36 protein-coding genes and 7 pseudogenes are annotated in these 25183 nt (G+C 35.7%); 41 read left to right on the forward strand and 2 right to left on the reverse strand.

Translation table 11 applies throughout. The annotated features are described in order from the left end of the window. The first annotated feature begins 13 nt into the window (after window positions 1-13). The 34 genes and pseudogenes from BGM27_RS09205 (at window position 14) to BGM27_RS09370 (ending at window position 19891) form a co-directional block, all read left to right on the forward strand. Window positions 14-784, forward strand: coding sequence for an HNH endonuclease (locus tag BGM27_RS09205; protein WP_020954094.1), 771 nt, complete (start codon window positions 14-16; stop codon window positions 782-784). Window positions 785-813: 29 nt separating this feature from the next. Then, window positions 814-2199, forward strand: a pseudogene (locus BGM27_RS09210) (helix-hairpin-helix domain-containing protein); the annotation flags it as partial. Window positions 2200-2225: 26 nt separating this feature from the next. Continuing rightward, window positions 2226-2933: a 3D domain-containing protein gene (locus BGM27_RS09215; RefSeq protein ID WP_020954093.1), complete on the forward strand. Its 708-nt coding sequence runs from the start codon at window positions 2226-2228 to the stop codon at window positions 2931-2933. Window positions 2934-2944: 11 nt separating this feature from the next. Further along, window positions 2945-3148 (forward strand): YorP family protein, encoded by a 204-nt coding sequence (locus BGM27_RS09220; RefSeq protein ID WP_014417936.1) that lies wholly within the window; start codon window positions 2945-2947, stop codon window positions 3146-3148. 4 nt (window positions 3149-3152) lie between these two features. Further along, window positions 3153-3311 carry a hypothetical protein gene (locus tag BGM27_RS09225; RefSeq protein WP_020954092.1) on the forward strand — a complete coding sequence of 53 codons (159 nt, stop codon included), beginning with the start codon at window positions 3153-3155 and terminating at the stop codon, window positions 3309-3311. Further along, window positions 3308-3805: an AAA family ATPase gene (locus tag BGM27_RS09230; RefSeq protein WP_020954091.1), complete on the forward strand. Its 498-nt coding sequence runs from the start codon at window positions 3308-3310 to the stop codon at window positions 3803-3805. Before BGM27_RS09225 ends, BGM27_RS09230 begins: the two co-directional genes overlap by 4 nt. A 57-nt stretch (window positions 3806-3862) precedes the next feature. Further along, complete coding sequence (locus BGM27_RS09235) at window positions 3863-4819, forward strand: DNA-methyltransferase (RefSeq protein WP_020954090.1); 957 nt, start codon at window positions 3863-3865, stop codon at window positions 4817-4819. Window positions 4820-4893: 74 nt separating this feature from the next. Further along, a complete protein-coding gene (locus tag BGM27_RS09240; RefSeq protein WP_020954089.1) occupies window positions 4894-6093 on the forward strand; it encodes a hypothetical protein in 1200 nt (399 codons plus the stop codon). A 104-nt stretch (window positions 6094-6197) separates the two neighbouring features. Continuing rightward, the gene (locus BGM27_RS09245; RefSeq protein ID WP_242402071.1) at window positions 6198-6413 is read left to right on the forward strand and encodes a hypothetical protein; all 216 of its coding nucleotides are present in this window, start codon (window positions 6198-6200) and stop codon (window positions 6411-6413) included. 279 nt (window positions 6414-6692) lie between these two features. Further along, window positions 6693-6890, forward strand: a complete 198-nt coding sequence (locus BGM27_RS09250; protein ID WP_020954086.1) for a hypothetical protein — start codon at window positions 6693-6695, stop codon at window positions 6888-6890. Between the two features lie 187 nt (window positions 6891-7077). Next, the gene (locus BGM27_RS09255) at window positions 7078-7839 is read left to right on the forward strand and encodes a hypothetical protein (protein ID WP_020954085.1); all 762 of its coding nucleotides are present in this window, start codon (window positions 7078-7080) and stop codon (window positions 7837-7839) included. 548 nt (window positions 7840-8387) lie between these two features. Then, complete coding sequence (locus BGM27_RS09260; RefSeq protein WP_041482300.1) at window positions 8388-8939, forward strand: metallophosphoesterase; 552 nt, start codon at window positions 8388-8390, stop codon at window positions 8937-8939. 92 nt (window positions 8940-9031) lie between these two features. Then, window positions 9032-9370, forward strand: coding sequence for a hypothetical protein (locus BGM27_RS09265; RefSeq protein ID WP_020954084.1), 339 nt, complete (start codon window positions 9032-9034; stop codon window positions 9368-9370). Between the two features lie 62 nt (window positions 9371-9432). Further along, window positions 9433-9612 carry a hypothetical protein gene (locus BGM27_RS09270; protein WP_020954083.1) on the forward strand — a complete coding sequence of 60 codons (180 nt, stop codon included), beginning with the start codon at window positions 9433-9435 and terminating at the stop codon, window positions 9610-9612. Window positions 9613-9628: 16 nt separating this feature from the next. Then, the gene (locus BGM27_RS09275; RefSeq protein ID WP_041482299.1) at window positions 9629-10078 is read left to right on the forward strand and encodes a hypothetical protein; all 450 of its coding nucleotides are present in this window, start codon (window positions 9629-9631) and stop codon (window positions 10076-10078) included. Between the two features lie 60 nt (window positions 10079-10138). After that, window positions 10139-10501 (forward strand): hypothetical protein, encoded by a 363-nt coding sequence (locus tag BGM27_RS09280; RefSeq protein ID WP_254122818.1) that lies wholly within the window; start codon window positions 10139-10141, stop codon window positions 10499-10501. 40 nt (window positions 10502-10541) lie between these two features. Further along, complete coding sequence (locus BGM27_RS09285; RefSeq protein ID WP_041482298.1) at window positions 10542-11039, forward strand: DNA N-6-adenine-methyltransferase; 498 nt, start codon at window positions 10542-10544, stop codon at window positions 11037-11039. Window positions 11040-11148: 109 nt separating this feature from the next. Then, on the forward strand, window positions 11149-11367 hold the full coding sequence (locus tag BGM27_RS09290) for a hypothetical protein (RefSeq protein ID WP_020954079.1): 219 nt from the start codon (window positions 11149-11151) through the stop codon (window positions 11365-11367). Next, window positions 11321-11629, forward strand: coding sequence for a DUF1653 domain-containing protein (locus BGM27_RS09295; protein ID WP_242402070.1), 309 nt, complete (start codon window positions 11321-11323; stop codon window positions 11627-11629). Before BGM27_RS09290 ends, BGM27_RS09295 begins: the two co-directional genes overlap by 47 nt. A gap of 65 nt (window positions 11630-11694) precedes the next feature. Next, a complete protein-coding gene (locus tag BGM27_RS09300) occupies window positions 11695-12003 on the forward strand; it encodes a hypothetical protein (protein ID WP_020954077.1) in 309 nt (102 codons plus the stop codon). A 23-nt stretch (window positions 12004-12026) separates the two neighbouring features. Further along, window positions 12027-12386, forward strand: coding sequence for a hypothetical protein (locus tag BGM27_RS09305; RefSeq protein WP_020954076.1), 360 nt, complete (start codon window positions 12027-12029; stop codon window positions 12384-12386). Between the two features lie 30 nt (window positions 12387-12416). Then, complete coding sequence (locus BGM27_RS09310) at window positions 12417-12566, forward strand: hypothetical protein (protein WP_020954075.1); 150 nt, start codon at window positions 12417-12419, stop codon at window positions 12564-12566. Window positions 12567-12584: 18 nt separating this feature from the next. Then, window positions 12585-12935, forward strand: a complete 351-nt coding sequence (locus BGM27_RS09315) for a hypothetical protein (protein ID WP_020954074.1) — start codon at window positions 12585-12587, stop codon at window positions 12933-12935. Next, complete coding sequence (nrdI, locus tag BGM27_RS09320; RefSeq protein ID WP_020954073.1) at window positions 12932-13327, forward strand: class Ib ribonucleoside-diphosphate reductase assembly flavoprotein NrdI; 396 nt, start codon at window positions 12932-12934, stop codon at window positions 13325-13327. The genes BGM27_RS09315 and nrdI overlap by 4 nt, the downstream gene beginning before the upstream one ends. After that, a pseudogene (locus BGM27_RS09325) lies at window positions 13290-14009 on the forward strand (ribonucleotide reductase N-terminal alpha domain-containing protein); the annotation flags it as partial. The gene nrdI and the pseudogene BGM27_RS09325, both read left to right, overlap by 38 nt. 253 nt (window positions 14010-14262) lie before the next feature. Then, window positions 14263-14685 (forward strand): annotated as a pseudogene (locus BGM27_RS09330) (ribonucleotide-diphosphate reductase subunit alpha); the annotation flags it as partial. Between the two features lie 280 nt (window positions 14686-14965). Next, a pseudogene (locus BGM27_RS09335) lies at window positions 14966-15922 on the forward strand (ribonucleotide reductase large subunit); the annotation flags it as partial. A 230-nt stretch (window positions 15923-16152) separates the two neighbouring features. Further along, window positions 16153-16737, forward strand: a pseudogene (locus tag BGM27_RS09340) (ribonucleotide-diphosphate reductase subunit beta); the annotation flags it as partial. 107 nt (window positions 16738-16844) lie between these two features. Then, window positions 16845-17366, forward strand: a complete 522-nt coding sequence (locus BGM27_RS09345; RefSeq protein WP_020954071.1) for an HNH endonuclease signature motif containing protein — start codon at window positions 16845-16847, stop codon at window positions 17364-17366. Between the two features lie 176 nt (window positions 17367-17542). After that, window positions 17543-17950, forward strand: a pseudogene (locus BGM27_RS09350) (ribonucleotide-diphosphate reductase subunit beta); the annotation flags it as partial. Continuing rightward, window positions 17947-18188: pseudogene (locus BGM27_RS09355) on the forward strand (thioredoxin domain-containing protein). The pseudogenes BGM27_RS09350 and BGM27_RS09355, both read left to right, overlap by 4 nt. Before the next feature lie 283 nt (window positions 18189-18471). After that, window positions 18472-18900 (forward strand): dUTP diphosphatase, encoded by a 429-nt coding sequence (locus BGM27_RS09360; RefSeq protein WP_020954069.1) that lies wholly within the window; start codon window positions 18472-18474, stop codon window positions 18898-18900. Window positions 18901-19332: 432 nt separating this feature from the next. Further along, entirely contained in the window at window positions 19333-19599 is a 267-nt protein-coding gene (locus BGM27_RS09365; protein ID WP_020954067.1) for a hypothetical protein, read from the forward strand. Then, the gene (locus BGM27_RS09370; RefSeq protein WP_020954066.1) at window positions 19592-19891 is read left to right on the forward strand and encodes a hypothetical protein; all 300 of its coding nucleotides are present in this window, start codon (window positions 19592-19594) and stop codon (window positions 19889-19891) included. Before BGM27_RS09365 ends, BGM27_RS09370 begins: the two co-directional genes overlap by 8 nt. Before the next feature lie 438 nt (window positions 19892-20329). Here BGM27_RS09370 and BGM27_RS09375 read toward each other — a convergent pair whose 3' ends face one another. Further along, window positions 20330-20956 carry a DUF1643 domain-containing protein gene (locus BGM27_RS09375; protein WP_041482295.1) on the reverse strand — a complete coding sequence of 209 codons (627 nt, stop codon included), beginning with the start codon at window positions 20954-20956 and terminating at the stop codon, window positions 20330-20332. A gap of 70 nt (window positions 20957-21026) precedes the next feature. On the opposite strand from BGM27_RS09375, the gene BGM27_RS09380 reads away from it, so the two are divergent. The 6 genes from BGM27_RS09380 to BGM27_RS09405 all read left to right on the forward strand — a co-directional run bounded on the left by BGM27_RS09380 (window position 21027) and on the right by BGM27_RS09405 (window position 24518). Next, on the forward strand, window positions 21027-21866 hold the full coding sequence (locus BGM27_RS09380; RefSeq protein WP_020954065.1) for a thymidylate synthase: 840 nt from the start codon (window positions 21027-21029) through the stop codon (window positions 21864-21866). Next, entirely contained in the window at window positions 21866-22372 is a 507-nt protein-coding gene (locus BGM27_RS09385) for a dihydrofolate reductase (RefSeq protein ID WP_020954064.1), read from the forward strand. Before BGM27_RS09380 ends, BGM27_RS09385 begins: the two co-directional genes overlap by 1 nt. 128 nt (window positions 22373-22500) lie before the next feature. After that, window positions 22501-22866, forward strand: coding sequence for a hypothetical protein (locus BGM27_RS09390; protein ID WP_020954063.1), 366 nt, complete (start codon window positions 22501-22503; stop codon window positions 22864-22866). Between the two features lie 59 nt (window positions 22867-22925). After that, entirely contained in the window at window positions 22926-23282 is a 357-nt protein-coding gene (locus BGM27_RS09395; protein WP_020954062.1) for a hypothetical protein, read from the forward strand. Next, on the forward strand, window positions 23270-23992 hold the full coding sequence (locus BGM27_RS09400; protein WP_020954061.1) for a hypothetical protein: 723 nt from the start codon (window positions 23270-23272) through the stop codon (window positions 23990-23992). Before BGM27_RS09395 ends, BGM27_RS09400 begins: the two co-directional genes overlap by 13 nt. Before the next feature lie 337 nt (window positions 23993-24329). Beyond that, complete coding sequence (locus tag BGM27_RS09405; protein WP_041482293.1) at window positions 24330-24518, forward strand: hypothetical protein; 189 nt, start codon at window positions 24330-24332, stop codon at window positions 24516-24518. Window positions 24519-24598: 80 nt separating this feature from the next. On the opposite strand, the gene BGM27_RS09410 is transcribed toward BGM27_RS09405, so the two are convergent. Continuing rightward, entirely contained in the window at window positions 24599-24817 is a 219-nt protein-coding gene (locus BGM27_RS09410; RefSeq protein WP_020954060.1) for an alpha/beta-type small acid-soluble spore protein, read from the reverse strand. 100 nt (window positions 24818-24917) lie between these two features. On the opposite strand from BGM27_RS09410, the gene BGM27_RS09415 reads away from it, so the two are divergent. Then, window positions 24918-25148 carry a hypothetical protein gene (locus BGM27_RS09415; protein ID WP_041482292.1) on the forward strand — a complete coding sequence of 77 codons (231 nt, stop codon included), beginning with the start codon at window positions 24918-24920 and terminating at the stop codon, window positions 25146-25148. Window positions 25149-25183 lie beyond the last annotated feature (35 nt).

The raw sequence follows: 25183 nt of genomic DNA on the forward strand, positions 1-25183 counted from the left end.
GGAGGTGAGATTAATGGAACTATGGAAGAGAATTTACATTGATAACTGTGAAACAAATTATGAAATATCTAACACTGGAAGATGCAGAAACATAAAAAAATCTTCGTGGAAGACAAAAGGGATATTAAAACCGAAAATAAATAGTAAAAGTGGTTATGTTCAATATTGTATTGTCCACCAAAGAAAAAATTATTATATGTATGCGCACAGATTAGTTGCAAAATACTTCATCGGAGAAAATAATAGCTTGCAGGTTAATCATAAAGATGGAGATAAGCAAAATAATCATATTAGTAATCTTGAGTGGGTAACAAGAAAAGAGAATATGCGACATTGCTTTGATATTGGATTATCCAAATTACCAAAAGCCATTGTGCAATATACGCTAACTGGACAAAAAATTGCTGAGTACAAATCAGAAAGTGACGCTGCAAGATTGCTTAATATTGACGTAAGAACAATTAGTAATGGACTTACTAAAAAAGAAGGTAGTCAGGCCAGCGGGTACCAATGGAGGTTCGTAAATGACAAGCGAAAGGTCACAGATATATCGGGAAATGTGAAACATTATACCAGAGGAATTGTACAGTTAACTCTTGACGGAAAATTTATAAGCTATTTTGATAGCATCACAGAAGCCTATATATCGTTAGGGAAAATAAACAATGGCGCTATATCGCAAGTATGTAAGGGAAAAAGGAATTCTTTTGCGGGTTACAAATGGGCCTATGAAAATGACTACAAAAAAAGCGTAGATGAAGATATAGTCTATTCCCTTAATTAAATATCGGGAAACCGAGGGTATAGAAAGATTCATTCAGCTTACTACATACATTGGCATACTCAATTATTGCCTTACAGGAATTAAATCTGAACTATAGATATGATCCTTTATATTGGAACACTGCTTGTTTAACGGTAAACAGTGGTGGGATAGAGACCGAAGAAACAAAGGACAATAAAAAGACAGCTGCCACAAACTATGGGAAGGTTGCCTCAGCCATTGGGAACATTAGACAAAGAGGAATAAAAATAGACTTGCCAGATATAAATAAAGCCGATTTTGGGTTTAGGGCAGACGTTAACAGAAATTCGATATTGTTTGGGCTAAAGGGTATGAATGGAATTGGAGATGACGTAATCCATACCTTAATTTCAAATAGACCTTACAAAGATTTCTATGATTTTATAGAACGAATGTTCAAAAGAGATGGTATTAAAAAAGGACAGGTAATCCAACTAATAAAAGGTGGTTGTTTTGATTCTTTTGGTGATAGACAAAAAATAATGAAGTCCTTTATTAGTTTGATATCTGAGCCTAAAACCAAACTGACTTTATCGAATTTAAAAATGCTAATCGAAAACGATATTGTTCCCCAGGAATATGCTTTAGAAATTAGATTCTTCCGTTTCAAAGAATACATCAGCAAAAAGGTTTACAAGACAATGAAATCTCCAAAAGACAGGCTTTTCTTATTAGATGATATGTCTTCCGACTTTTACAATCAGCATTTCAGTGAAAGCGGAATCGTTGATGTGATTAATGGACAACTTGTTATATCAGAAAGATTGTTTAAAAAAGAATATGACAGTAAAATGTCCAAAATCAAAGACTGGATATCGACTGAAGAAGCCTTAAGTGGACTTAACAATTGCTTACTTAAGAAAGAGTGGTCTAAGTATGCCGATGGATCTCTTGGTAAATGGGAGATGGATTCATTGAGTTATTATTATAACGATCATGAACTTGCTGGTGTTAACTTTGCTAAGTATGATATTGCTGATTTTTATGAGCTGCCAGAAGAGCCAATCAAAGGGAAACCATATCAATGGCGAGGAAAAACTCTGTATGAATATGAAACGACTCGAATTATAGGAACCGTATTAGACAGGGATAAAAACAAGCACACAATCACACTCCTTACACCTACAGGGGTGGTTACAGTTAAACAGTGGGCTGGCAGCTTCGGGCATTATAATAAACAGATTTCTCGACCTGTTGCTGGCGGCAAAAAAGAGGTTGTTGAGAAGTCTTGGTATACCAGAGGAACTTTGCTCATGTTCACTGGATTCAGAAGAGGCAACAATTTTATTCCTAAAGTATATAAGAACAGCATCTATAGCCACACGGTCTGTAGAATTGATCATGTTGACAGGAAAGGGAATATCAGTCTAACAACCAAAAGAGCTGAAGTATAGGAGGCAGGATTATCAATAAAAATTTTATGGATAAAAATAAAATAAAATTACACATTTTCAGATCTGTTTATGGTATGATGATTTTAATTCCCTTAACCACTTTTTCTTACATAAGTTATGAGCAACATTTGCATAAAACAGAGGGAAATGAAGACTCAATAAAAGAATCATTTTATAAGAAGCCTAGACAGATTAGGATCCCATCAAGTGAGAGTATTGTCTTACGGCTATTTAAAAAAGCTCAAACGAACAAAGAACAACAATTAAAAAGGCACACAGAGAAGATTATCTCAGCAAAACTCATTAAACCTAAGCAAAGTAAGAAAAGGCACATGAGAGGAGGTGAGAAGACAAAGCATAGAGTTTTTAAGAGTAAAAATAAAATATCCTTTAAAGAAAAAGAAAGCAAACCACCGGCCGCAAAGAAAACCATCCAGGTTAAGCTGAGTGCTTATATTGCCCACTGCCAAGAAGGATGCACAGGAACAACTAAAACAGGTGTTGATGTTACACAATCAATCTATTACAAAGGGTATCGTATTATTGCAACCGATCCAAGTGTTATTCCCTTGAATTCAATAGTTGAAGTAAGCATTGGTGGGGAAACGTTCAAAGCAATTGCGATTGATACTGGAGGCGCAATCGTTGGAAATAAAGTGGACTTGCTTGTAGCAACCGAGCGTGACGCAATTAATTTTGGTAAGCAAAATGGGACAATCTCGATTATTAGTTAGGAGGCGGTTAATTGCCGAAGTTTTGGTCTTATCCAGAAGGGTTAAAAGTCATCATAAATGAGAATGCAAAGAACGCTTGTCCTCATCATGTTGGACGGGAAGGGAAAATTATTGAGCTACTACACTCTGCCACATATGATTACGCGGTCAGTGATGAAACAGGTGATATTACATTCTTTAAGGAGCATGAATTAAATCCAGCTAAAGGAGGTTAATTGTATGTTTAAAAAGGGAGAGAAGGTAATTGCAGGTTTTACAGGAGAGATTGGTGTTGTTGCACAAGTTGATAAAGGACATAAGCAATTAGAAGTTGAGTATCCAGACGGCTCATATAGAGTGATTGGCTTCAGCAATGTAAGAAGGGTGGAAGATAAATGACGATGATTATTTTAGAAGGCGCTGACTGCTGCTACAAATCAACAATAGCAGATAAGCTAAGCAAAGAACTCGGATATCCGGTAACAAAAGGATCCAGTTTTGAATTAGCTAAGAGCGGTAATGAGAAGCTATTTGAACACTTTAGCAAGCTGGCTGATGAGGACAATATAATTATTGACCGATACATATATTCAAATTTGGTTTATGCGAGAAAATTCAAGGATTACTCTATCTTAACGGAAGAGCAACAAAGGGCAATTGAGGAAAAGATTAGAGATAAAGCAAAAGTGATCTACTTATATGCTGATCCAAAAATTATTAAGCAGCGTTTACTTGAACGTGGTGATGAATACATAAATGACCGGGATATTGAGCCGGTTTTAGAACTTTACAACCAGGTAATTGATGAAATGGGTTTACATATGAACTCTTGGGATACAAACGAGTGGAATAGTGATGAAATTGTAGAGGATATTATTCATTTGATTGGATAGGTTTGGAATTGGAATAAAAGAACATATCAGCTATAAAAATGAAAAAGGGGAACTTAAATGACAAAAGAGCTTTTAGGAAGTTTGGAATTAAACAGAATTTATCAATTCGATGTATTAAAAGGATTGAAATTAGTACCATCTAATTGTATCGATCTAATAATTGCAGACCCACCTTATTTTGGGGTAGTTAAAGATAAATGGGACAATCAATGGGGCAATGATTATGATAAATTTAAAGATTGGATTTGTGAGATAATAAAAGAATTTGATAGAGTACTGAAGGTAAACGGTACTTTATATTTATATGGATGGTTTAATAACATGTTGCCTCTGTATGATGAAATCAAGAAAAACTTTTTTCTTAGACAGAATATCACTGTTCATAAGGGTGTAAAATCTATTGCTGGAAGAACATCAAGTAAGCTTAAACAGTTTCCAACAGCAACAGAATATCTATGGATTTTAACTAAGCAAGATACAGTAGGCAGATTGAAGGATGGTTCGAGTGTTCTTGATCCAATACATAATGTTCTTCAACAAGGAATCAAGGCACTTGACTTAAAAATGAAAGACATAAATAAAATTTGGGGACATCCAATCAATTCAGGAATAGCAGGACATTATTTCAGAGATAAGTCTCAACCTGCATTTATTACAAAAGAGAAATATAATCAATTAATTTCTCACGGTTGTTCTTTTGAAAAGACTTGGGAGGAATTAAAACAAATGTATGAAGATAACCGGATTAAATTTAATCTCCCTAGGGGAGTGACAGATGTCTGGGAAATTGATTTTTACAAAGATGAAAGATATGGACACAGCACTCAAAAACCACTTGATTTGTGTGAGCGAATTATTACATCTAGTTCAAATCAACATGATAATATTCTAATACCTTTTGTTGGATCGGGAAGTGAATGTGTAGCAGCTCAAAAACTAAACCGTAATTATTTAGGGTTTGAAATTGATTTTGATTACATAAAGATCGCTAACAAGCGTCTAGATTGCATTTGATTTTGTATTTAAAAGAGGAATATGACATAATTTGTAGAACTTATTACGGATAGAATAATTGGGAGTGTTGTATTATGTCCGTAAGAATTTTACATTGTGGTGAATCTATAGAGAATTATAATATTTGCATAGATAATAAGATTGTTGGATTTACTAAAAGAACTGCAACAATAGGTGATTTAATTTATATCTCTGTAAAGAAGGATAATGAAAGCTTCTGCGGAGTCCGAGGCGTAATTGCTGAGATTACAGATGAAAGACCTTGGAGAGACGAAGATAATTATGTGCAATCTTTTCACTTGAAGGATATGGAGTTTTGCAATCCGTTTCCCCTAAAAGTCCTTGCTGAAATCGGAGGGAAATATTGGGGCGCGAAATATATGCAATCCTCGAAAGCAATTAAAGACAAAGAAGCCATAAGTTTGTTAAATAGTAACTTTTTAAAACCAAATGAAAAGTCTTTACATAAATCTTTAAAAGCAACATTTGAAGAAATAGATACTGAATTATCCCCAATCGAAATCATGGGCACCTATACAACCATAAAATTTCACAGTGAACAACATAAATCCAGAGGATTGGAAACCCTTGTTAATAAGAATTTTTATAATTTATTTGATGATTATCAGAAAAGATCGTCTATCCTTATTTCAGATAATCGCAAATTTATCACTTCATCATTAGGGAGTGAAATGTCTAATGGAATGGTCAAGGGGATAAGTAGCATCCCAGATGCTTTGCTAATAAACTTCAACAAACGTAACATTGCTTCACCATTTCAACTGAATTTAATAGAATACGAATGTTATGGACAAAATAAAACAAAGCTAATGGATAAATTCAACTACCTGAACGGTCATATTATACCTCAATTAATGAGGTTTGCATCTGCATTTAGCATCGCTACAGATAGCAGTTTAAGAGACTCTACAATAAAATCTTGGGTTGAAAAAATAATTGAACACATATATGCAGATGAGGATATCATAATAAAGGTATCTGGTTGGATTAGGGAGATACACCCTGATATCAATGAACAAAAAATTTCATTGGAATTACATAAATTGCTAACAAAATCTTTTCATGAAAACCTGAGAATTATGTTAATAATAGATGAGTTAACAACTGATCAAAAAGACACAATAAAAAATATTATTGGCTCATTTAAACTGGGCAGTGAAAAAAACATTGAGTTTTTAGGATTTGTAGTAAGGCTAGAACAGAGAATTAATGTGATCAATGATAATGAATATGCATTATCTCTACAGAAATAAATTTTGACAAGGATGGAGGTGCTCAAAAAGAGTACCTTTTAAATTCAATATTTTGAGAATGAAAATAAAATATCTCTTTTATAGAGAAAGGGGAGAATCCTGTGGTGAACTATCCAGAAAGCTTAAAAGAGGAAGCCGAAAAAATTAAAGACGAAGTAAGAAGCGGCAAATTAGACGATGGGCAAATAAAAGCCATTGCTAAGTCTGCAGTTGAGTTTTTAATAGCTCAAGAAAAGAGTCATGCTCATTGTGCAGAAGTAGCTGGAGCGATTGCTGCAAACCTAGATGAGTTCTTCAAGTCTTATCTAAAAAAGGATTAATACAACAGGATAACAAGAAAGGATAAAGGGATGTTTATTGAAAAGGTACTATGTTAGATGTAAAGATCACAAGGACGAAAATACGTCTTTGATAATTGAGGCGCTATCACCTGAACAGGCAAAACGAAAGGCATTAGACATACATAAAGTAAAGATCGTTTATAACGTGAGTCTGGGAGAAGGAGCGTCAAGGAATTATCTTGAACGAAAATATTCTCCATACATAAAAAATAACAACAGCAAGGCAGTAATTATCTTTTCATAAGGGAGGACGGATCCGTGTACATATCTGATCCAATAAAAGAAACACTTGTGCAAAATATGGATCAACTTAGTAGCAGAGTTGATGAGTTGTTCATTTACCTTGAAAATGAGTTGCCTTCAACATCTGAAAGACAATGGAAAACTATAGACAAAAAATTCGGTGAGATTTTTACTAAATCTAAGGAATTACAAAATTACATAAGTTGTTTATAAAGGTGAGCAATATCCCTTTGATATAACGACATCTGTGTTACTTAATATTCAAAATCGTCAGTATTTCTTAACAATTATTTATATGATTGGTAGCATTTATTAAAGAAAGAAGGTGATTTATGAGATTGTCTGTTTGATAAGTATTGATGCCAGATGAGAATTATATTTTTACAAAGGGGATATTTTAATGAACAATTTTTATCGAACGATCTTAGCACTAGTTGCCGTGTTTGTCCTGGCCTTTTCAACATTTCCTCCGAACAGTGATGCAAAGAGCACAATCTCAACAGATAATGTCGACAAGGATAAAGTAAAATCAGAGGCAGAATTTATTGCAGATCACACTATTGATGTGAGTAAAAAGACTAAGGAAAAACTTCTATCCAAGGCAGAAAAAGCAATTGAAGATGGAGACATTAAGTATCATAAATCAAACGAAAAGGTATTTGATAATGCATCATCAGTTAGAGCTATTAAGTATGATGATGGCACAGTAACTTATTCGGTTTCTTATTTATACGTGGCCACTGAAAAAGTAGACAGAGTTAGCTCATTTAATGTTTCGTTTGATAGCGATATGAATATTGAAGAGTACTATGAAGTTGACATGAAGAAAATCAGCAGCACTCAAAACGAAATGAATTATTGGGTTAATGGTGTTAAGGATGAGGACAAGTCTGGGGTCTTTGAAACAAAACAAACTTCAGAGGACAAAGGAAGTACATCTAACATGATGAGTGCTCAGAAGAGTTGGACTGGATGCGTATCAGATTGCTTAGGTGATAAGAATATTAGCCAATGGGCAATTACCGGTTTAGCTATTTTATGTGGAGTTTCATGCACAGCTGGTGTTCCAGCAACAGCGGGGACTGCTTGCTATGCTTGTGTAAATTCTGCTGGTATTATTGGTGTAAATGCATTCTTTGATTGTATGGAGAAGTGTAAATGATCAATATCTTAAGTAAAATACTATTTATTTTGTCTGGTTGCGCTTTGTTGATCTTTGGGATAATTTTAAAGAATGGATCAATGGCTTTTGGATTGTTTGCCTTATTCTTCATAGCAGCAATAATTGTTCGTGTATTTCATAAACGAACTCAAAACCATTAGCAGCAGCCTTATTGTACTGTAGGGGAGGAAACTCTCCTACTTTTTAAAAAATATTCAGAGTAAAAATAAAATAGTTATTGATTGTTTGGGAGAAAGCGAGTATATTAGAAATATAGGAAGCGAGGTGATGCATTGGAGTGTGTTAAATGCAAGGATCACATAGGCGAGATCGTTTATTACATAAGAATAGCTGACAACAAAGAATACAGGGAATTCCCGGTACATAGAGAATGCGGAGAAGCACTCAAGAAAGAATGCATTGAAAATTGTAAAGACATGAAATTAGAAAAGACATTGGATTACTTGCAATTACTTTAAGAGTAAAAATAAAATATTCCTTTTATCGAGATATACGTAAAGAAAAGTGTATAGAGAGGAGACAGTTTAATGGCAACTAATTGGTTTATCAGTGATCCACATTTTGGACATAAAAACATCATTAAATATGAAGGCGATAAACGACCGTTTACAGATACAGAACATATGGACAATGTTATCATTGAGAACTTTAATAACACTGTAAATGAAGGGGATACAGTATTTTGGCTAGGGGATATGTTCTTCTGTAATTCAAAAAGAATTGATTACATAGTGAGTCGGTTAAAGAAAACCAGAAACATACTTATTAGAGGAAATCATGACAAAGGAATTTCAGATACAAAGTTTAGAAGACTTGGTTTTGATCCACATAGGATGTATCTCTATGAGGATTACATCCTTACTCATGAACCAATTTCTCAGGTGAATATGAACAGATTAATTGAGGAATTTCAACTTTGTTGCAATGTACATGGGCATACGCACAGCAAGGAAACTGGCTTAGAAAATTTAAGTCATGTGTGCATAAGCGTTGAGAATACAGATTTCAAACCCATAACGATTGACTGGATAAGTAGTAAGCGATGGGATGCGTGCAGGAATTCTTATTGGAGGAAATAGTCAGAAGAAAATATTCATAATTTCCCGGGCAAGCGCAGTATACGACAAATTAGAACAATCAGAGATCAGTGTTTTAAGAAAGGGTGGAGTAAATGGCCAACACACATTCTTTAAAAGAGAAAAAAGAAGAGCTAGAGAAAGAGAAAAAGGTTTTAGAAGAGAAACTGAAAGATGTTGAGTCTAATATTGCTAAAATTAATAATATGCAAAAACCTTATGTAGCAAATGTCTTAGCATATAGTGGGCATTACTCAATGCAATTTGAAAAAGAGGAAAAAGCAAAGAAAAAGCTATATGAATATGCAAGTAAAAGATATTTCAAAAATGGGTTGAATTATGGTGTTTATCTTTATAAGTGGAATGAAGACGGGAGCAAAACACTCTTGGAATCAATTCCACTAGGACGTGAAAATTTTGAGCCTAGGCTGTAAGAGACTGTTTAAAGCAATCAATTATAAATAAAATTCAATTTTTATAAAGAAAGGAGAAAACCATGAGAGACATTACATCCGAATTCACATTAAGAGGAGTAAACAGAAAAACTCTGAAACTCCTGGCAACTAAGAGTATTGATTATCCAGATACATGGGTAAAGGTGCAAATTGGAGATCAAATGGCAGAAGTTGAGGCAAAGCAACTGTTGGTGGCAATAACAGCATTTAATGAAATGTGAGAAGGGGGCGACTAAAATGAAGCTCAAAAAAGCAACCCGGGCTATTATCCAAGAAGCGGAGGGACAAGGCTTAATGGTTGGTATGGCTGGTCTAATTGAAAGAAAGCGCACCGATTTAAACAATGAATTAAGTGATTATTTTAGAAAGCAACTCTCCGGCTATACTGGCAGCTTTGATGAAAATGAAGGGGAAGAAATCCTTTATTCAATTAACCAGTACATAACAGAAAACAATATTGATATGTATCCTTTAGACTTTCCAGTAGATGGAACAGATGTTCATTTGATTCCTATAACAGAAAATATTCAATTAAAAGTAGTTGTGGCAGATAAATATTATGGCGATGGTGACTATTCAAAATATATTATGGCAGATTTCTTCTTGATCAATGACAAGGCAACTACGAAAGACGTTGATACACTCCTTCAATTTGTAAAGAAACATCTTTTACAAGGAGGTGAATAAGTGGGACGGCATAAAGCAACATTTGAAGGGAAGGTAATTAAGAAAAGTTGGACATTAGGTCTGTGTGATGCCCTTGTCCCAATTGAGCAGCAATGTGAATACCAGCCATTTTTTGAAGGGATCATTGACTTAGACCCAATTGAAATCGAAGGGAAAGTGTATATCCCAGGGTTTAACGAATACGTAGTCGTAACAGACAGGCAGCGCAACACAAAAAATGAATGGACATATCAGACTGACAAGGTAATTAAAACAATTGAAGATAAAGAGAGCCTTGAAAAAGCGATTCAAACACAAGAAAAAATACAGAAATGGAATCAGCAAGTTAAAGAAAACTATGAACGCTTTAAAGAGGAAGAAGAAAAACGTAAAACTTCCTGGTGGAAGAGGTTTTGGAAATTCTGTGTAGCAGGTGAGATATAAATGAAAGTTTTATTTTATCTAAACAGAGGGGGAACTAAATATAGAGACTAAAACAAACTTTAACCAGGGGGTATTTTTTAACCCAGAGGATCGAACTGACGTCTGGGCTACCCCAATTGACTTTTTTAATAAAATCAATGAAAGGTATAAGTTAAATCTTGATGTGTGTGCCAAGCCATCAAACGCTAAATGTAAAAACTTCTTTACTCCTGAAATTGATGGATTGAAACAAAAATGGGTTGGCAGGGTATGGATGAATCCTCCATATGGAAGGGAAATTAAAAAATGGATTAAAAAAGCTTATGAAGAAGTTGAAAATGGGAATTCAGAAATTGCAGTTTGTCTTGTTCCTGCAAGAACTTGTTCTGCTTGGTGGCACGAATACTGTATGAAAGGTGAAATCTTATTCATTAGACACAGACTAAAATTTGGAGGAAGTAAAATTAATGCTCCATTCCCTAATGCACTAGTCATTTTCAGTAATGAACACGTGAATACATATAAAGCAATTGATAGAGAGGGCAACTTAGTTATTTAATAAAAGGATGATTTTAAGGAGTTGATTAGACATTAGTTTAAGTCAAAGGAAGTCTCAACGTATTCGAGAAGCTCTGATAAATTCAAACACAACTGCTGAGAAAATTGGAATGGATATAGCATTATCAGAAGTTCTCAATCTACTCAAGAGAAGAATTTTGGAGCTGGAATCTTTGTATTATCCAGAGTGGGAATATGAAAATGCAAAAGTGAAGCTTGAAGAGCTTAGAGAAATGGTGAATAAAGTTAATGCACTTCGAGGAACCGGGAAGGATGAACAAAGTGAATTTGAAAATGCAGGAAGCGGTTTTACATCTCAACAAATATGACAGCAGTTCAAAAAGTGCTCAAGATGCACAGAAGTTGTTGAATGCTTTGAAGGATACATACGAAGTAGTGGGTTGCCAGTTTAGACATTATAAAGGCGGTCTGTATAAGGTTATTGGAGAGGTCATTCACACTGAAACAGAAGAAAAGCTGGTTACATATGAAGATCAAGACGGTGTTCTTTGGGCAAGACCTAAAGAAATGTTCTTTGGAAAAGTGATTATTGATGGCAAAGAGATTAAGAGATTCACAAAAATAAATTAAAAGGATGATGAAGCCTGGAGTACATTAAGCATGGTAAATACGTAAAGGGATACATCGACTTTAATTTGCACTTTGATTCAAACGATGAAGAAAGCAGTTATATTGAACAAAGAATATTCAAGAATTCAAATGAGCTGTTTGAACATATGCAACCGAGTTTCTTAGAAGAGCTTAAAGATGCACATGGCGCTAATGATATTGAGGTCTTTGGTGTTACGTTTATAGCCGAAGAAAAGGGGATTGAATCAGTAATTACTATGTATGATACAAGCTCACAATTTAGAGTCTCAACCGAGTTAGATGTTAGTGATTTAGACAGTGAATATAAACAAACATTACAAACCATTAAAAGCATTGTAGATAAAAAACTCTAAGAGCAATGAAAAGGAGAATGAAAATGAACATTAGAGAGTTTATTGATGAGCAGAGAAAAGACGAAAAGTTCTTGGGTTTGAGATCAAAATTAAGAGAACTAATTGAACACAGAAGACTAGAACTTGTTGAGATACTTGGTCATAAAATCGATAGCTTGAATCAAGAGCAATTTATGGAATTCAAAGATAAATTCAGTGAATTAACTGCATTTAAAAAAAAGGTAAGTAATGATCCTTTCAACATTAGCCTGAATGAACTTGGCGAACTCCTATGTTTCCAAAAAAACAAGGAAGGCAGATACAAAACACTGGAGTATGTTTTGAGTAAAACGATTGATCCATACATTGATAAACCAAAGCAGGTTTCAGTTATTTCTAGATAAAATCACAGTTTCATAGGAAGGGGAAACAAAATGAGTGCAGCAAGAAAGTGGAGAGATCTAAGAAGCAAATTAATTGGATATAAGGTCTATGGTAAGTTCAGTGATGTTGTTATTGACCATATTCTCAATGATATGGATAAGTTAGACGTAAGACATGACAAAGATAAAAACAAAAAATAAAGAAAAGGGAGTTGTGGAATGGGAGCTGCTAAACAGTTATACGTTAAGCGCAGTCACTTTGTAACCTTGGATGAAGCAAAAGAAAATACGCAAGTACATATGAAGAATGGTGGTTCTTACACTGCTTTAAAAGGAGAGCTGATTGCGACCAATTTAGAAGGGGATCAAATGGTTATCACGCAAGAGCAGAAAGAAGATTATATCCCAGTACCAATGTCAGAGCTTTCTGATTTAAAAGCTAAGATGGCCAAAGGTTACATGGAAATGGGAGACCTTAACTTAGAAATGTCTGAAGCATTCCATCATGCTGAAAATGAAGCAGAAACAACCACGAACAGCCTAGTTAACGGGGAATATAAAGAATATTGATTATTACATATGAAAGCAAGACAGGTAACGTGAAAAGGTTTGCTCAAGCATTACAAAGGGAGTTAAACTTCGACATCATTGAAATTACAGATGACTTAATTGTCGAGGAAGAATTCATACATATTACATATACGATAGGCTTTGGGGAAGTACCTGAAAGGACTTTGCATTTTATTATTAAGAATAAAAATAAAATAAAAGGAGTTGTTGTGAGTGGTAATAAGGTTTGGGGTGATAACTATGGTTTAGCTGGGGACAAGCTTTCAGCAATGTTCCATGTACCATTGTTATTAAAGTTTGAACTAAGTGGAACAAAACAAGACTTGCAGAAGATTAATCGGGAGGTACAACTTATTGACAAACACAATACCAAAGTGGATCAAGCTCAATAATGAGATCATGATTCAGAAAGACGGTAAGTTTCAATTTGAGAAGGATAAGGAGGCAGTACACAGTTACTTTGTTGATTACATTAATCAAAACACAGTCTTTTTCCATGATCTAAAAGAGAAACTTGATTATTTGATTAAAAATGATTATTACGAAGAAGAATTCTTAAGCGAATACACATTTGAGCAGATTAAATCGATTTTTAAAATTGCTTACAGTTACAAATTCAGATTTCCATCTTTCATGAGTGCCTTTAAATTCTACAATGACTATGCATTGAAAACAAACGACAAAACAAAAATCCTAGAAAGATATGAGGATCGTGTCTCAATTGTAGCTTTGTATTGTGCAAACGGTGATTATGAAAAGGCTGTTGAGGAAGTACACGCTATGATGAAGCAAGAGTATCAACCGGCAACACCTACTTTCCTTAATGCCGGCCGTAAGCGAAGAGGTGAAATGGTGAGCTGCTTCCTACTTGAAGTGGGAGACAGTTTGAATGACATCTCTCGTGCAATTGACATTTCAATGCAGCTGTCTAAATTAGGCGGTGGTGTAGCATTAAACCTAAGCAAATTACGAGCCAAGGGTGAAGCGATAAAAGACGTAGAGAATGCAACTAAAGGTGTCGTAGGTGTTATGAAGCTATTGGATAATGCTTTTAGATATGCCGACCAAATGGGTTGATTTGGCCCCTTTCGTCAGCAATGGCGATCGAAAACCTCTTTAATTCATGGGAACTCCTACAAGGACAATCATGAGCGAAGCTAGACTAAAGTCTTGAACGTGCAACGACTAGCCGAAAGGCGTAGGCTGCAAGCTATTGGCAGTCGAAACAGGAGGCATCCTGAAAGGATGAAGATATAGTCTAACCTTCATGGCAACATGAAGCAGCCGTATGGCGGGGCGTGCTTAGCGAACACGCCTGAATGGTCTGCAAAGACAAGGTTCAGGAGCGGCTTATCTCAGTGTTTTTCATCCAGATATTACAGACTTCCTGGATACCAAAAAAATAAGTGCTGATGAAGATGTCCGAGTTAAAACACTATCCATTGGTGTAGTGCTTCCTGATAAATTCATTGAATTGGCAAGAGAAGATAAGGATTTTTATATGTTCTATCCTCATTCAGTTTACAAAGAATATGGACAGTATCTTGATGAGATGGACATCAATAAAATATATGATGAGCTTGTTGAAAACCCTAGGGTTAGAAAAGCCAAAGGAAATGCTCGAAAGCTGTTAGAGCAATTGGCCATTCTAAGAAGTGAATCTGGGTATCCGTATATTATGTTTGCTGACAATGTAAATAAAGTGCATCCAAATGAACATATTTCAAAAGTGAAGTTTTCTAATTTGTGTTAACTGTAGCACCTTCGGTCAGCAATGATCGTAGCAAACCCGTCTAAACGGTGAAACTCTATTCAATAGACAATACCGTGCTAAACCGCACCTTGCGGAAATGCCGAACGACTATCGAAACCACGCATACGCGTAAGGGAGTAGAGTACATCGCAAGCATATGGCGATGGAAACGGCGGGCGACCTTATAGGTCGATGATATAGTCTATTCTTACGAGTGATCGTAAGCAGTTCATAAGAGAACGGACGAGAGTGTTGCGCCTTTCGTTGAATATTAAAGTCAGAGGTACTCCAAGCATCACAAGTATCAGTTTATACAGATTACGATCAGGAAGATGAAATTGGATTAGATATCTCATGTAATCTTGGATCCATGAACATTGTAAATGTAATGAGTAATCAATCAATTGCATCAACGGTCAGAATAGCAATTGACTCGCTGACAACTGTTACAAGGAAAACAAACATTGTAAATGCCCCAGCTGTTGCGAGAGCAAATACACTAATGCGATCAATTGGTCTAGGACAGATGAACCTACATGGTTTTCTGGCTCAAAATAAAATCTCTTATGAAAGTGAAGAGGCTAAGGACTTTGCAAATACATACTTTATGATGGTTAATTTCTACTCCTTGCAGCGTTCAATGGAAATTGCAAAAGAAACAGGGGAGACATACTACAAGTTTGATGGATCAACCTACAAATCAGGCGAGTATTTCGAAAAGTACGTGACAAATGATTATAGCCCTAAATATGAAAAGGTTAAAAGCCTATTTGGAGATCAACATATTCCTAACATTGAAGATTGGATGAAGCTTAAAGAGGATGTGATGAAATATGGTTTGTATCATTCGTATAGGCAAGCTGTTGCACCTACTGGGAGCATCTCATATGTTCAATCATCTACGGCCGGTGTAATGCCTATTATGGAGAGAATTGAGGAACGTACATACGGAAACAGTAAGACATATTATCCGATGCCAGGTTTATCGGCTCAGAATTGGTTCTTTTATAAAGAAGCGTATGACATGGATATGTTTAAGGTAGTTGATCTAATTGCAACTCTTCAGCAGCACGTCGATCAAGGTATTTCATTTACGTTGTTCCTGAAAGATACGATGACGACAAGAGATTTAAACCGGATTGACTTATATGCGCATCACAAAGGTATTAAAACGCTGTATTATGCTCGAACGAAGGATACGACTCAAGAGGGTTGCTTGTCATGCGTTGTTTAAATATCTATACGGACAAACGCATCACAGAAGTCGGTGAAGTCTTTCGATATCTATATATTAGCCTTGGATGCTTTCGACTTGTATTTGCGTTAGGAGAAACAGTTTGGTATGAGAAGGGAAGAAAACGACGGATTCCTATATTTTTTAAGAAAGATCGAAATGTTTTCTTCTTTTATTGTTATTACCTTGCAGTAGCTATTGGAGTTCCAGAAGTTAAGGAGGACGAATAATTGACAAAAATTTATGACGCAGCAAACTGGTCAAAGCATGAAGATGATTTCACCCAGATGTTTTACAACCAAAATGTGAAGCAGTTCTGGCTTCCCGAAGAGATCGCATTAAACGGCGATCTCCTCACTTGGAAGTATCTTGGAACAAAGGAACAAGACACTTATATGAAAGTTTTAGCTGGGCTTACCTTATTAGATACAGAGCAGGGGAACACGGGCATGCCGATTGTGGCCGAGCACGTTGAAGGGCATCAAAGAAAAGCAGTATTAAACTTTATGGCCATGATGGAAAATGCTGTCCATGCGAAATCTTACAGCAACATCTTTCTAACTTTGGCTCCAACCGAGAAGATCAATGAAGTGTTTGATTGGGTGAAAAACAATAAGTTTCTTCAAAAGAAAGCAAGAACAATTGTTTCAATTTATAAAGCAGTTGAGAAAAACGATGATATTTCCTTATTCAAAGCAATGGTTGCATCTGTGTTTCTGGAGAGTTTCTTGTTTTACTCAGGGTTTTATTATCCACTTTACTTTTATGGACAAGGGAAGCTCATGCAGAGCGGTGAGATCATTAACCTGATTATTTAATAGTCCCTTTTGTCGGCAACGGCAAATGCGAACCTCTCTAATTGCTGGAAAATCCTTTTTAGGACAATCAGCAGCGAAGCTATGCGAACCCAAAGGAGGTGAAAATGATAAGGAAAGAAGTCGAAGAAGCGCCTTGGTGGATAACGGAAACGGGAGTTATCATATCAAAAAAAATAAAGAAGCCAAGAAAGACATTTATTACTCCACATGGCTATGAAATGATAGGATACACGCATCCGAAAAGAGGAACACAGAACTTTTTAGTACATAGGTTAGTCGCGAAATATTTTATTCATGAAATACCAAAAGGAATGTTTGTAAACCACATAGACGGAAATAAACTAAACAATCACGTTCGGAACTTAGAGATAGTTACACCTAAAGAAAATACTCTACATGCAATGAAAATTGGATTAATGTCAGGACAACCTGGAGAAAGTAATTCAATGTCAAAGCTCACAGACTCAGAGGCAACAAATTTAATCTATGATTTGCTTGCTGGAATGAATAATGTTGAAGCTGGTGAAAAATACAGCCTTCATCCTCGTTACGTTAGTCTGATTCGACATAAAAGAAGATGGAAGACTTTATGGGATCGCATAGAACGTTCAACGACTATCGCATAGGCGGCGAAATTCCGCAAAACGAGTAGGGCGCAAGCTATTGGCGTGGGTGAGAACCCCTTAAATCGAAACGGGAGGCATCCTACAGGGATGATGATATAGTCTGCTCCTTACGGTAACGTAAGGCGGTTGCGACAGGGCAACGAGCTGAGAGTAGCGAACTCGGTTGAACTAAAGGTATTAGAGACGAAGCACTGCACGGCGTTTACGTCGGTTTATTAGCACAGGAGATATATAAGAATCAAACTCCTAAGAAGCAAAAAGAACTGTTCACATGGGCTTTAAGCTTGCTCCAAGAGCTTTATGAAAATGAATTGGAGTATACAGAAGATGTTTATGATCAGGTTGGCTTAGCTCCAGATGTAAAGAAATTCATCAGATACAACGCAAATAAAGCATTAAACAATCTAGGCTTTGATCATTGGTTTGAAGAAGAGGATGTTAATCCAATCGTTATTAATGGATTGAGTACTAAAACTAAGTCGCATGACTTCTTTAGCCAAAAAGGAAATGGGTACAAAAAAGCAACTGTTGAGCCATTAAAGGATTCTGATTTCATTTTTACCGAGAAAGGATGTATTCAATGAGATTAATTAAATTAGAGCAGCCTAATTGCAATCCGTGTAAAACGGTGCCAATTACTTAAAACAAGCAAATATTCAATTTGAGACAGTTGACGTTACACAGGAACCAGAAGTAGCAGCAAGATTTGGTGTCATGGGAGTACCGGTAACCATTCTGCTGAGTGATCAAGGAGAGGAAGTAAAACGAAGCATTGGCTTTAAGCCCGATGAGCTTGATAAGTTAGCAAGGGAGGTTGTTTGAAATTTCAGAAGAACAAAAATCGTTAATAAAGATTGGAGACAAACTTAAATGCCTAAGAGGGGATTGGCATTTTGAAACTAATTGCATTTACACAGTTTATGGAGATAGGCCAGACAATACTAGTACGCCAGTTATATGGTGTGATGAAATATCTCCCCATACAGTAGAGGGATTGGATTTAGGACAGTGGGAAATTGTTTAAAAAATCAGAGTTCCAACGTTGAGCTTAAGTAGGAATAAGAGAATAAAAATAAACAACATAAATTAAAGGAGATAATACTTAATGCAAATTAAAATCAAATATCTAGACGAAACTCAAACGAGAATCAGCAAAATTGAGCAAGGGGATTGGATTGATCTGCGGGCAGCTGAAAATGTAGCAATCAAAAAGGATGAGTTTAAACTTCTCCCGTTAGGAGTAGCTATGGAGCTACCAGAAGGATATGAGGCTCATATCGTACCCCGGGGAAGTACATTTAAAAACTTTGGCATCATTGAGACAAACTCAATGGGTGTTATTGATGAGTCCTACAAGGGAGACAATGATTTCTGGTTCTTTCCTGCATATGCATTACGGGATACAGAAATTAAAAAAGGGGAACGTATCTGTCAGTTCAGAATCATGAAGAAAATGCCTGCAGTTGAATTGATTGAGGTAGATCATCTAGGCAACGATGATCGAGGTGGACACGGATCAACTGGAACTAAGTAATACAAGCCCTGGCTTAGATCATGATGTTTGTCCAGTGGAGGGTCTTAGCCAGGGTACAACTTAAAATACTCAAAAAGCTCAATAATTATGCCAAACAAAGAGGTTGTTTCAGGAAAAGGTTTTACAAAAAGGCGTCGATACAGGGATGTTGATGGAATGAACATCTCAATAAAAGAAGACTTTTATCTAAAACAATAAGGAGGAAAAAGACCATAAACAAAAACAGTTATAAAGATTTGCAAGCAAAATATGACAACATGCTCTTCAGGAATGGTCTGTGTTTAGGATTTATTCAAAAACATGGGCTTGAAGATGTGTTTTTGGAGCATATGAAACAAGTTGCAGCTTATGAAGAAGACCAAAGGTATAGAGTTGCAGCAGTTAATTTTTTGAGTTTATTAGAATCAAATTAAAACAAAAAGGGGCAAAGATATGGAAAATATTTATCGCTATTATAAATTAAACAAAGGATTACAGGCTGTGAAAGTTGTCTCTGAGTTGTTTCCTAAAGAAAGCGAAGCTTATAGAGAACTGATTAAAATTGAAATTGGAATTTTGGAGGAAAAGAGAGAGCTTCTTAATGGCAAAGGAAAAGTGAACAAACTGGATCAGGAACAAACAACAGACCTAGGAAGACAGCTAACAGATAAGATCGCTGAAGTTTTAGAAATTGTTGAAAGGATTAGCCATCATGAATAAACACATAGAGAAAATAAAAGCCCATCTAAAAGAAATAGAAAATTTTAAACAAGGTCTCCAATTATTCAGCGAGGATGAAGAAGAATACATAAGCTTATTAGCTAAGATTCAACATCAGTTTGATTTAATTTCAGATGAATCAATGGAAGGGTTTAAAGAATTAACCTTACATATAAGAAATACAGGACAGAAAAGAATACAACGGGGAATTGACCAGTTACCTCATGCAATTAAAGAAAGTGTAAGCGAAGAAATTAAAGACATGAAGAGATCCGGCGAGCTGTTTGATTGAACATAGTTATTTATAAGATAAAAATAAAATAAGGAGATGTATTAGAATTACATACTTTACGTTATTACTTGCAGCATACTTATTTACACTAAACATTAATGAAATTAGACTAATTACACGAGGAGAACAGAACGTATACGCTAAAGTTACACATATACTTTCTAATTCACCGTATAAAGAACTGAAGAAAAATAAGAACTTAGTGTATGCCATTACATTGTTCAAGGGGATTTCGTTCATTGTCCCCTTGGCTACTATTGGATTGATTACGCACGGTAACGTGCTAATGTTAGCTTGGACAGCTTTTGCTTTAATATATACCGGTTTAACAATGTTTAAAATTCTTGATGTTTTGGACGGTGACTCAAACAATAAGCAAAACAAGTTCGTATACATGCTTTTTGTTTGCGGTAATCTTATTTTTGTAGGTAACTATATTTATTGTGTCATCTGAGACAGTTCATATGGCTCTTGATATGGCATAAGGCCATTAAGGCGATTCATGCATGGATGTCTTGGTGAATTCTTAACTGTGAGAAGCCTGTTGTAATGGGTTTTGATAACAAATGCCTCGTCTTTATTTATTCCTTTTAGGAGCTGTTTAACATCGTGGCATTGCTTATTAAAACTTCGTTTATCGAATCGCTTTGGACAATCACCCCAAGCAAAGATTATCTTTTTAGATTCTTTGGCTAAATTGGCTATAATTTGATGATTAGTCTTAACAGCAGTTTCATACAGACTCCTGTCCGCTTTTTGAAGCTTATGAATTATTGAGGACAATTCTGCTGAGTCTGTTTCGTAAAAAGGATAGAGATTGACAATATGAATGGATCCAACTTCATTTAATGAGTGGCTAAAATTACATAACTTAGTTATAGTGAGGTCTGATACTTCTTTGTCAGCAATACTTGGATTTAACATAATAAACACATATGAAGAGTCTAAATTATTATTAAGCTTTATTGATAAACAATATCTTGCTTCAATTGAGTCTGTTAATCTTTCGGTTTTACATTCCAGTACTTCTTTAACCACCGCTGGCTTGTATTTGTAAACAGACAAAAAGATCACCTCTTTCCATTATGTGGGCAAGAATATTTTACCAAACGATGGAATTGAAAGGAAGGAAAATATGAGTCAATTTGATAAGCAGTACAACACAATCATAAATGACATAATTAATAATGGAGTATCAGACGAAGAATTCGATGTCAGAACCAAATGGGATACAGATGGGACACCGGCACATACACTCAGTGTAATCAGTAAGCAAATGCGGTTTGATAATTCCGAAGTACCGATTTTAACGACTAAAAAAGTCGCCTGGAAAACAGCAATCAAGGAATTACTTTGGATATGGCAGCTTAAATCAACCAATGTTAACGAATTAAACAAGATGGGCGTCCATATCTGGGATCAATGGAAACAAGAAGATGGTACAATCGGCAAAGCATATGGATATCAGCTAAGTAAAAAGAACAGGGAGCTAAACGGTGAGAAAGTTGACCAGGTTGATTATCTTCTTCATCAGTTGAAAAATAATCCATCATCACGTAGAAATATTACAATGCTTTGGAATCCTGATGAATTAGATTCAATGTCCTTAACCCCCTGTGTGTATGAGACACAATGGTACGTAAAACAAGGCAAGCTTCATTTAGAGGTAAGAGCACGTAGTAATGATATGGCTTTAGGGAATCCGTTTAATGTATTCCAGTACAATGTATTACAGCGTATGATTGCTCAAGTTACTGGCTATGAGCTGGGTGAGTACATCTTCAATATCGGAGACTGTCATGTATATACTCGCCATATAGACAATTTGAAAATTCAAATGGACAGAGAACAATATGAAGCACCTGAGCTATGGATTAATCCAGATATGAAGGATTTTTATGATTTCACAATTGACGATTTCAAACTGATTAATTATAAGCATGGAGACAAGCTTTACTTTGAGGTAGCAGTATAATGCTATCTCTTATTGCTTGCTGCGACAAATCAATGGCCATTGGGTACGAGAATAATCTTCTTTACCATATTCCTGACGATATGAAACGTTTTAAAGAATTCACTACAGGAAAGTTGTGTATTCAGGGAAGACTTACATACGAATCGATCGTAAACATTACAGGAAAGCCACTTCAGAACCGAAGGAATATCATATTGACTAAAAATAAGGATTTCAAGCCTGATCACTCTTCATTCGTTTATCATTCAATTGATGATGTATTAAAGCTTATACGTGGCCAATTGGATACAAATGAAGAAGTAATGGTCATTGGAGGAGGCGCTATTTACGAGGCATTCTTACCGCATGCAGACAAGGTTTATTTAACGATTGTTGATTCAGTTGCTGCGAAGGCAGATTCATATTTTCCAAGGTTAAATGATGATTGGAGAGTAATCGAAAAGGATCACAGAAAAGCAGACAACAATACCACATTTAATTATTCATTTGTGACTTACTCAAAATAATTTAAGAATAAAAATAAAATAGTTATAGACATCCGAGAAGTTGAATGATAAGATAAAGACAAGTTAAAAGCTTGTCTTTTTTTACACACTTTTAGAATAAAAATAAAATAATAAATGGGAGTGGCGATATGAAAACTGCAACGGATTACCTTGTTTCCATTTCGGAACCTCTTGCAGCAATTGAGGAGACTAAACAACGACTTCAAAATGAAATTGATAGCCTTTATAAAGAGCTAGGGAAAGTTGATAAAGAGCTCAATGAATTTTATCACAAGCTAGAAGAGGACAAATTTAATGCTTCAGAGGGATATCACCTTTCGTTAAAAGGTCAAAAGATATTGAGAAAGCGAAGAAGCTTAAAACAAGAGCTCCAATTATTGAACACACTTTACGGGAGTTTAAACAAAAACGGATGGACTCTTGAATCACTAAAAATTGCAGAGTATAGAATTAACAAAAAGAAAAACAATCATTTAAAGTATGAATCAGTTTAAAAACATAATCCACATTCACATTGTGAATACATATTTAATCCTTATAAGGAGGTGATAAATTGCAACAAAAAGAGCGTGAATTGTTGTCAAAGAAAGAACAGCTTGAAGTTGACGTTTTAGAAAAGGAAGTAGCTTTACTTCGGCTGGAAGTGGAACAAGAAGATTTCAATCTCCACAAAATTGGGGAGATCGGAGTACTTAAAGATTTTTTTTTATACATAAAGAAATACAGAGCAATGTTTACTGTTCAGCAAGCAGAAGAATTTAGAAATATGGATGACCGAATGAAAAAAATCATCAAAGTCCATGATGGACAAGTTATGGTTGATGAAGAAGCTTTAGAGGGGTTTATTTATGAACTTGAGGATCAAATTAATTTAATTGGAAGTGGAGGAGATAAGGAATGGAAAACGTAAATCAAACGGTGATCAATAATGCGAATACGGTATTTGAAAAGAAGGACGATAAATATTTCGGTTATAAATCTCGTTTTGGAGATATTGTTATTGGCGGCGCGTATTCTTATAGATTCGTTGTTCACTATGCAAAAACGAATCAAGATGTTGTTATTATATCTGGCGATGTAAATACGGTAACGACTCCGGTCTGTACAACACTAGAGGAGCGTTTATGGAAGCCGGAGAAAAGCGCCCAAGCCCTACGCGATGAAATCGTTGAGCAGGCGAAGGCGGACGTTGAGAAACTGGCGAATAAATACGGTTACTACTACGCTTATGGACGGAATACGAAAGCGGAATTTATCGTAAATTGCGAGAAAAGAACCGTAGTCACAATTTTACGGTGGATAGCGGATGGTCAAATCGTAGCGCGAGGAATCGCCAAAGCCGCACCGTCCGACTGCTTCAACGTTCATATTGGTCGTGCGATCGCGCTAAGACGTGCGCTAGGCCTGACGGTGCCAGACGAATACTTGAACGCTCCGCAGCCGACTGAGGTTCGTGTGGGCGATTTTATATCGGATGATAGAGGGGTTCACAAAGCACTAGTTATTGAAGACGATAGTTGGCCGCCTTTTTCCGGTGATGCAGTAATATACTTGAAAGATGCACGTAAATACGGCTATAAAGTCATCGACGACTCACGCGAAGAGGTAGGAGGTGAGTGACGCATCATAGACGCCTGAAGACTGCGGTGTTTAAAAAGTATAGCGGTTATGACTGGACTTGTGATGGAATGTTTGAAGCACCAAAAGTTAAAGGAAGCAACAAAAGAAGGAGATCGAAACACGAACGAGCAATCCGAAAAGCGATGGATAAAAAAGATATTGATTATCATAACTTTTAATATGAAATCTGTATTTTAAAGAGAAGGTGATGCAGTGAAAGAGTCGTTAAAGAATGATTTTCAAGAGTTTATGAGTATTGCAAAAAGCTTTCTTGCTGTTTCTGGAGCAGTCTTCTGGTTATTGATAATTTCATTTGTTTTTGTTGGGGGCTATTAAAATGAGTCAATTATATAAAGCTAGTCTAGAAAAATTACCAAAAGAAAGCCTAGAGACACTGAAGACAGACATACAAAATAGAATTAATGATGGATTGCGTACCGATAACCAAGCATACATAAAAGACCAAAGAAGGAAACTTCAAATCGTTTTAGACGAGTTGGTTAGACAAAGTACATTTGTTCACTAAAGGAGGTGAATACAATGCCAGTAGTACTTTATGGATTTGGAAGAGGAGCATAAAAAAGAGGGGAGCAATCCCCTCATAAATTAATGAAATTGACCATTCATGCTTTGTTGAGCCAGTCGAACCAAACGTTTTGTAATTTCTCCACCTACTGATCCGTTTGCTCGACTAGTTGTCTCAGCGCCCAATTGAACACCAAATTCAGAAGCAATCTCATATTTCATTTGTTCAATTGCTGAAGCAGCTTGCGGTACAACTAACTCATTATTATTGTTTGATCTTGATCTGTTTTGTTGAGCCATATGATCATCTCCTAAAGTAGTATGTAAAACAAGTTTGTTCAATTGTATTGTGTGGAGATGTTTTGAGATTATACACATTAATTTGAAGTGAGGTGATTGCATGGATTTTTCAAGTGTTAAAGAAGGAGACGCAATTAAATATATCGGTGATTCTTGGGCTTACGGTGGAACCTATACAACTGTTACAGCCGAATCTACATACAGTAACCCAGATAGCTGCCCAAGAAATGAACAAGGTCGATTGATGATTATTGAGTTTATGAACGACGGTACGCCAATGTTCTTCACATTAGATCAACTTAGTCCTGGAGAGTGGGAATTAGTTAATTAATACGATTCGGGTGAAATTCTAATTTTATTGGAAGG

It is taken from the genome of Bacillus sp. FJAT-27001, assembly GCF_019039175.1.
Lineage (GTDB): Bacteria > Bacillota > Bacilli > Bacillales > Bacillaceae > Bacillus > Bacillus velezensis.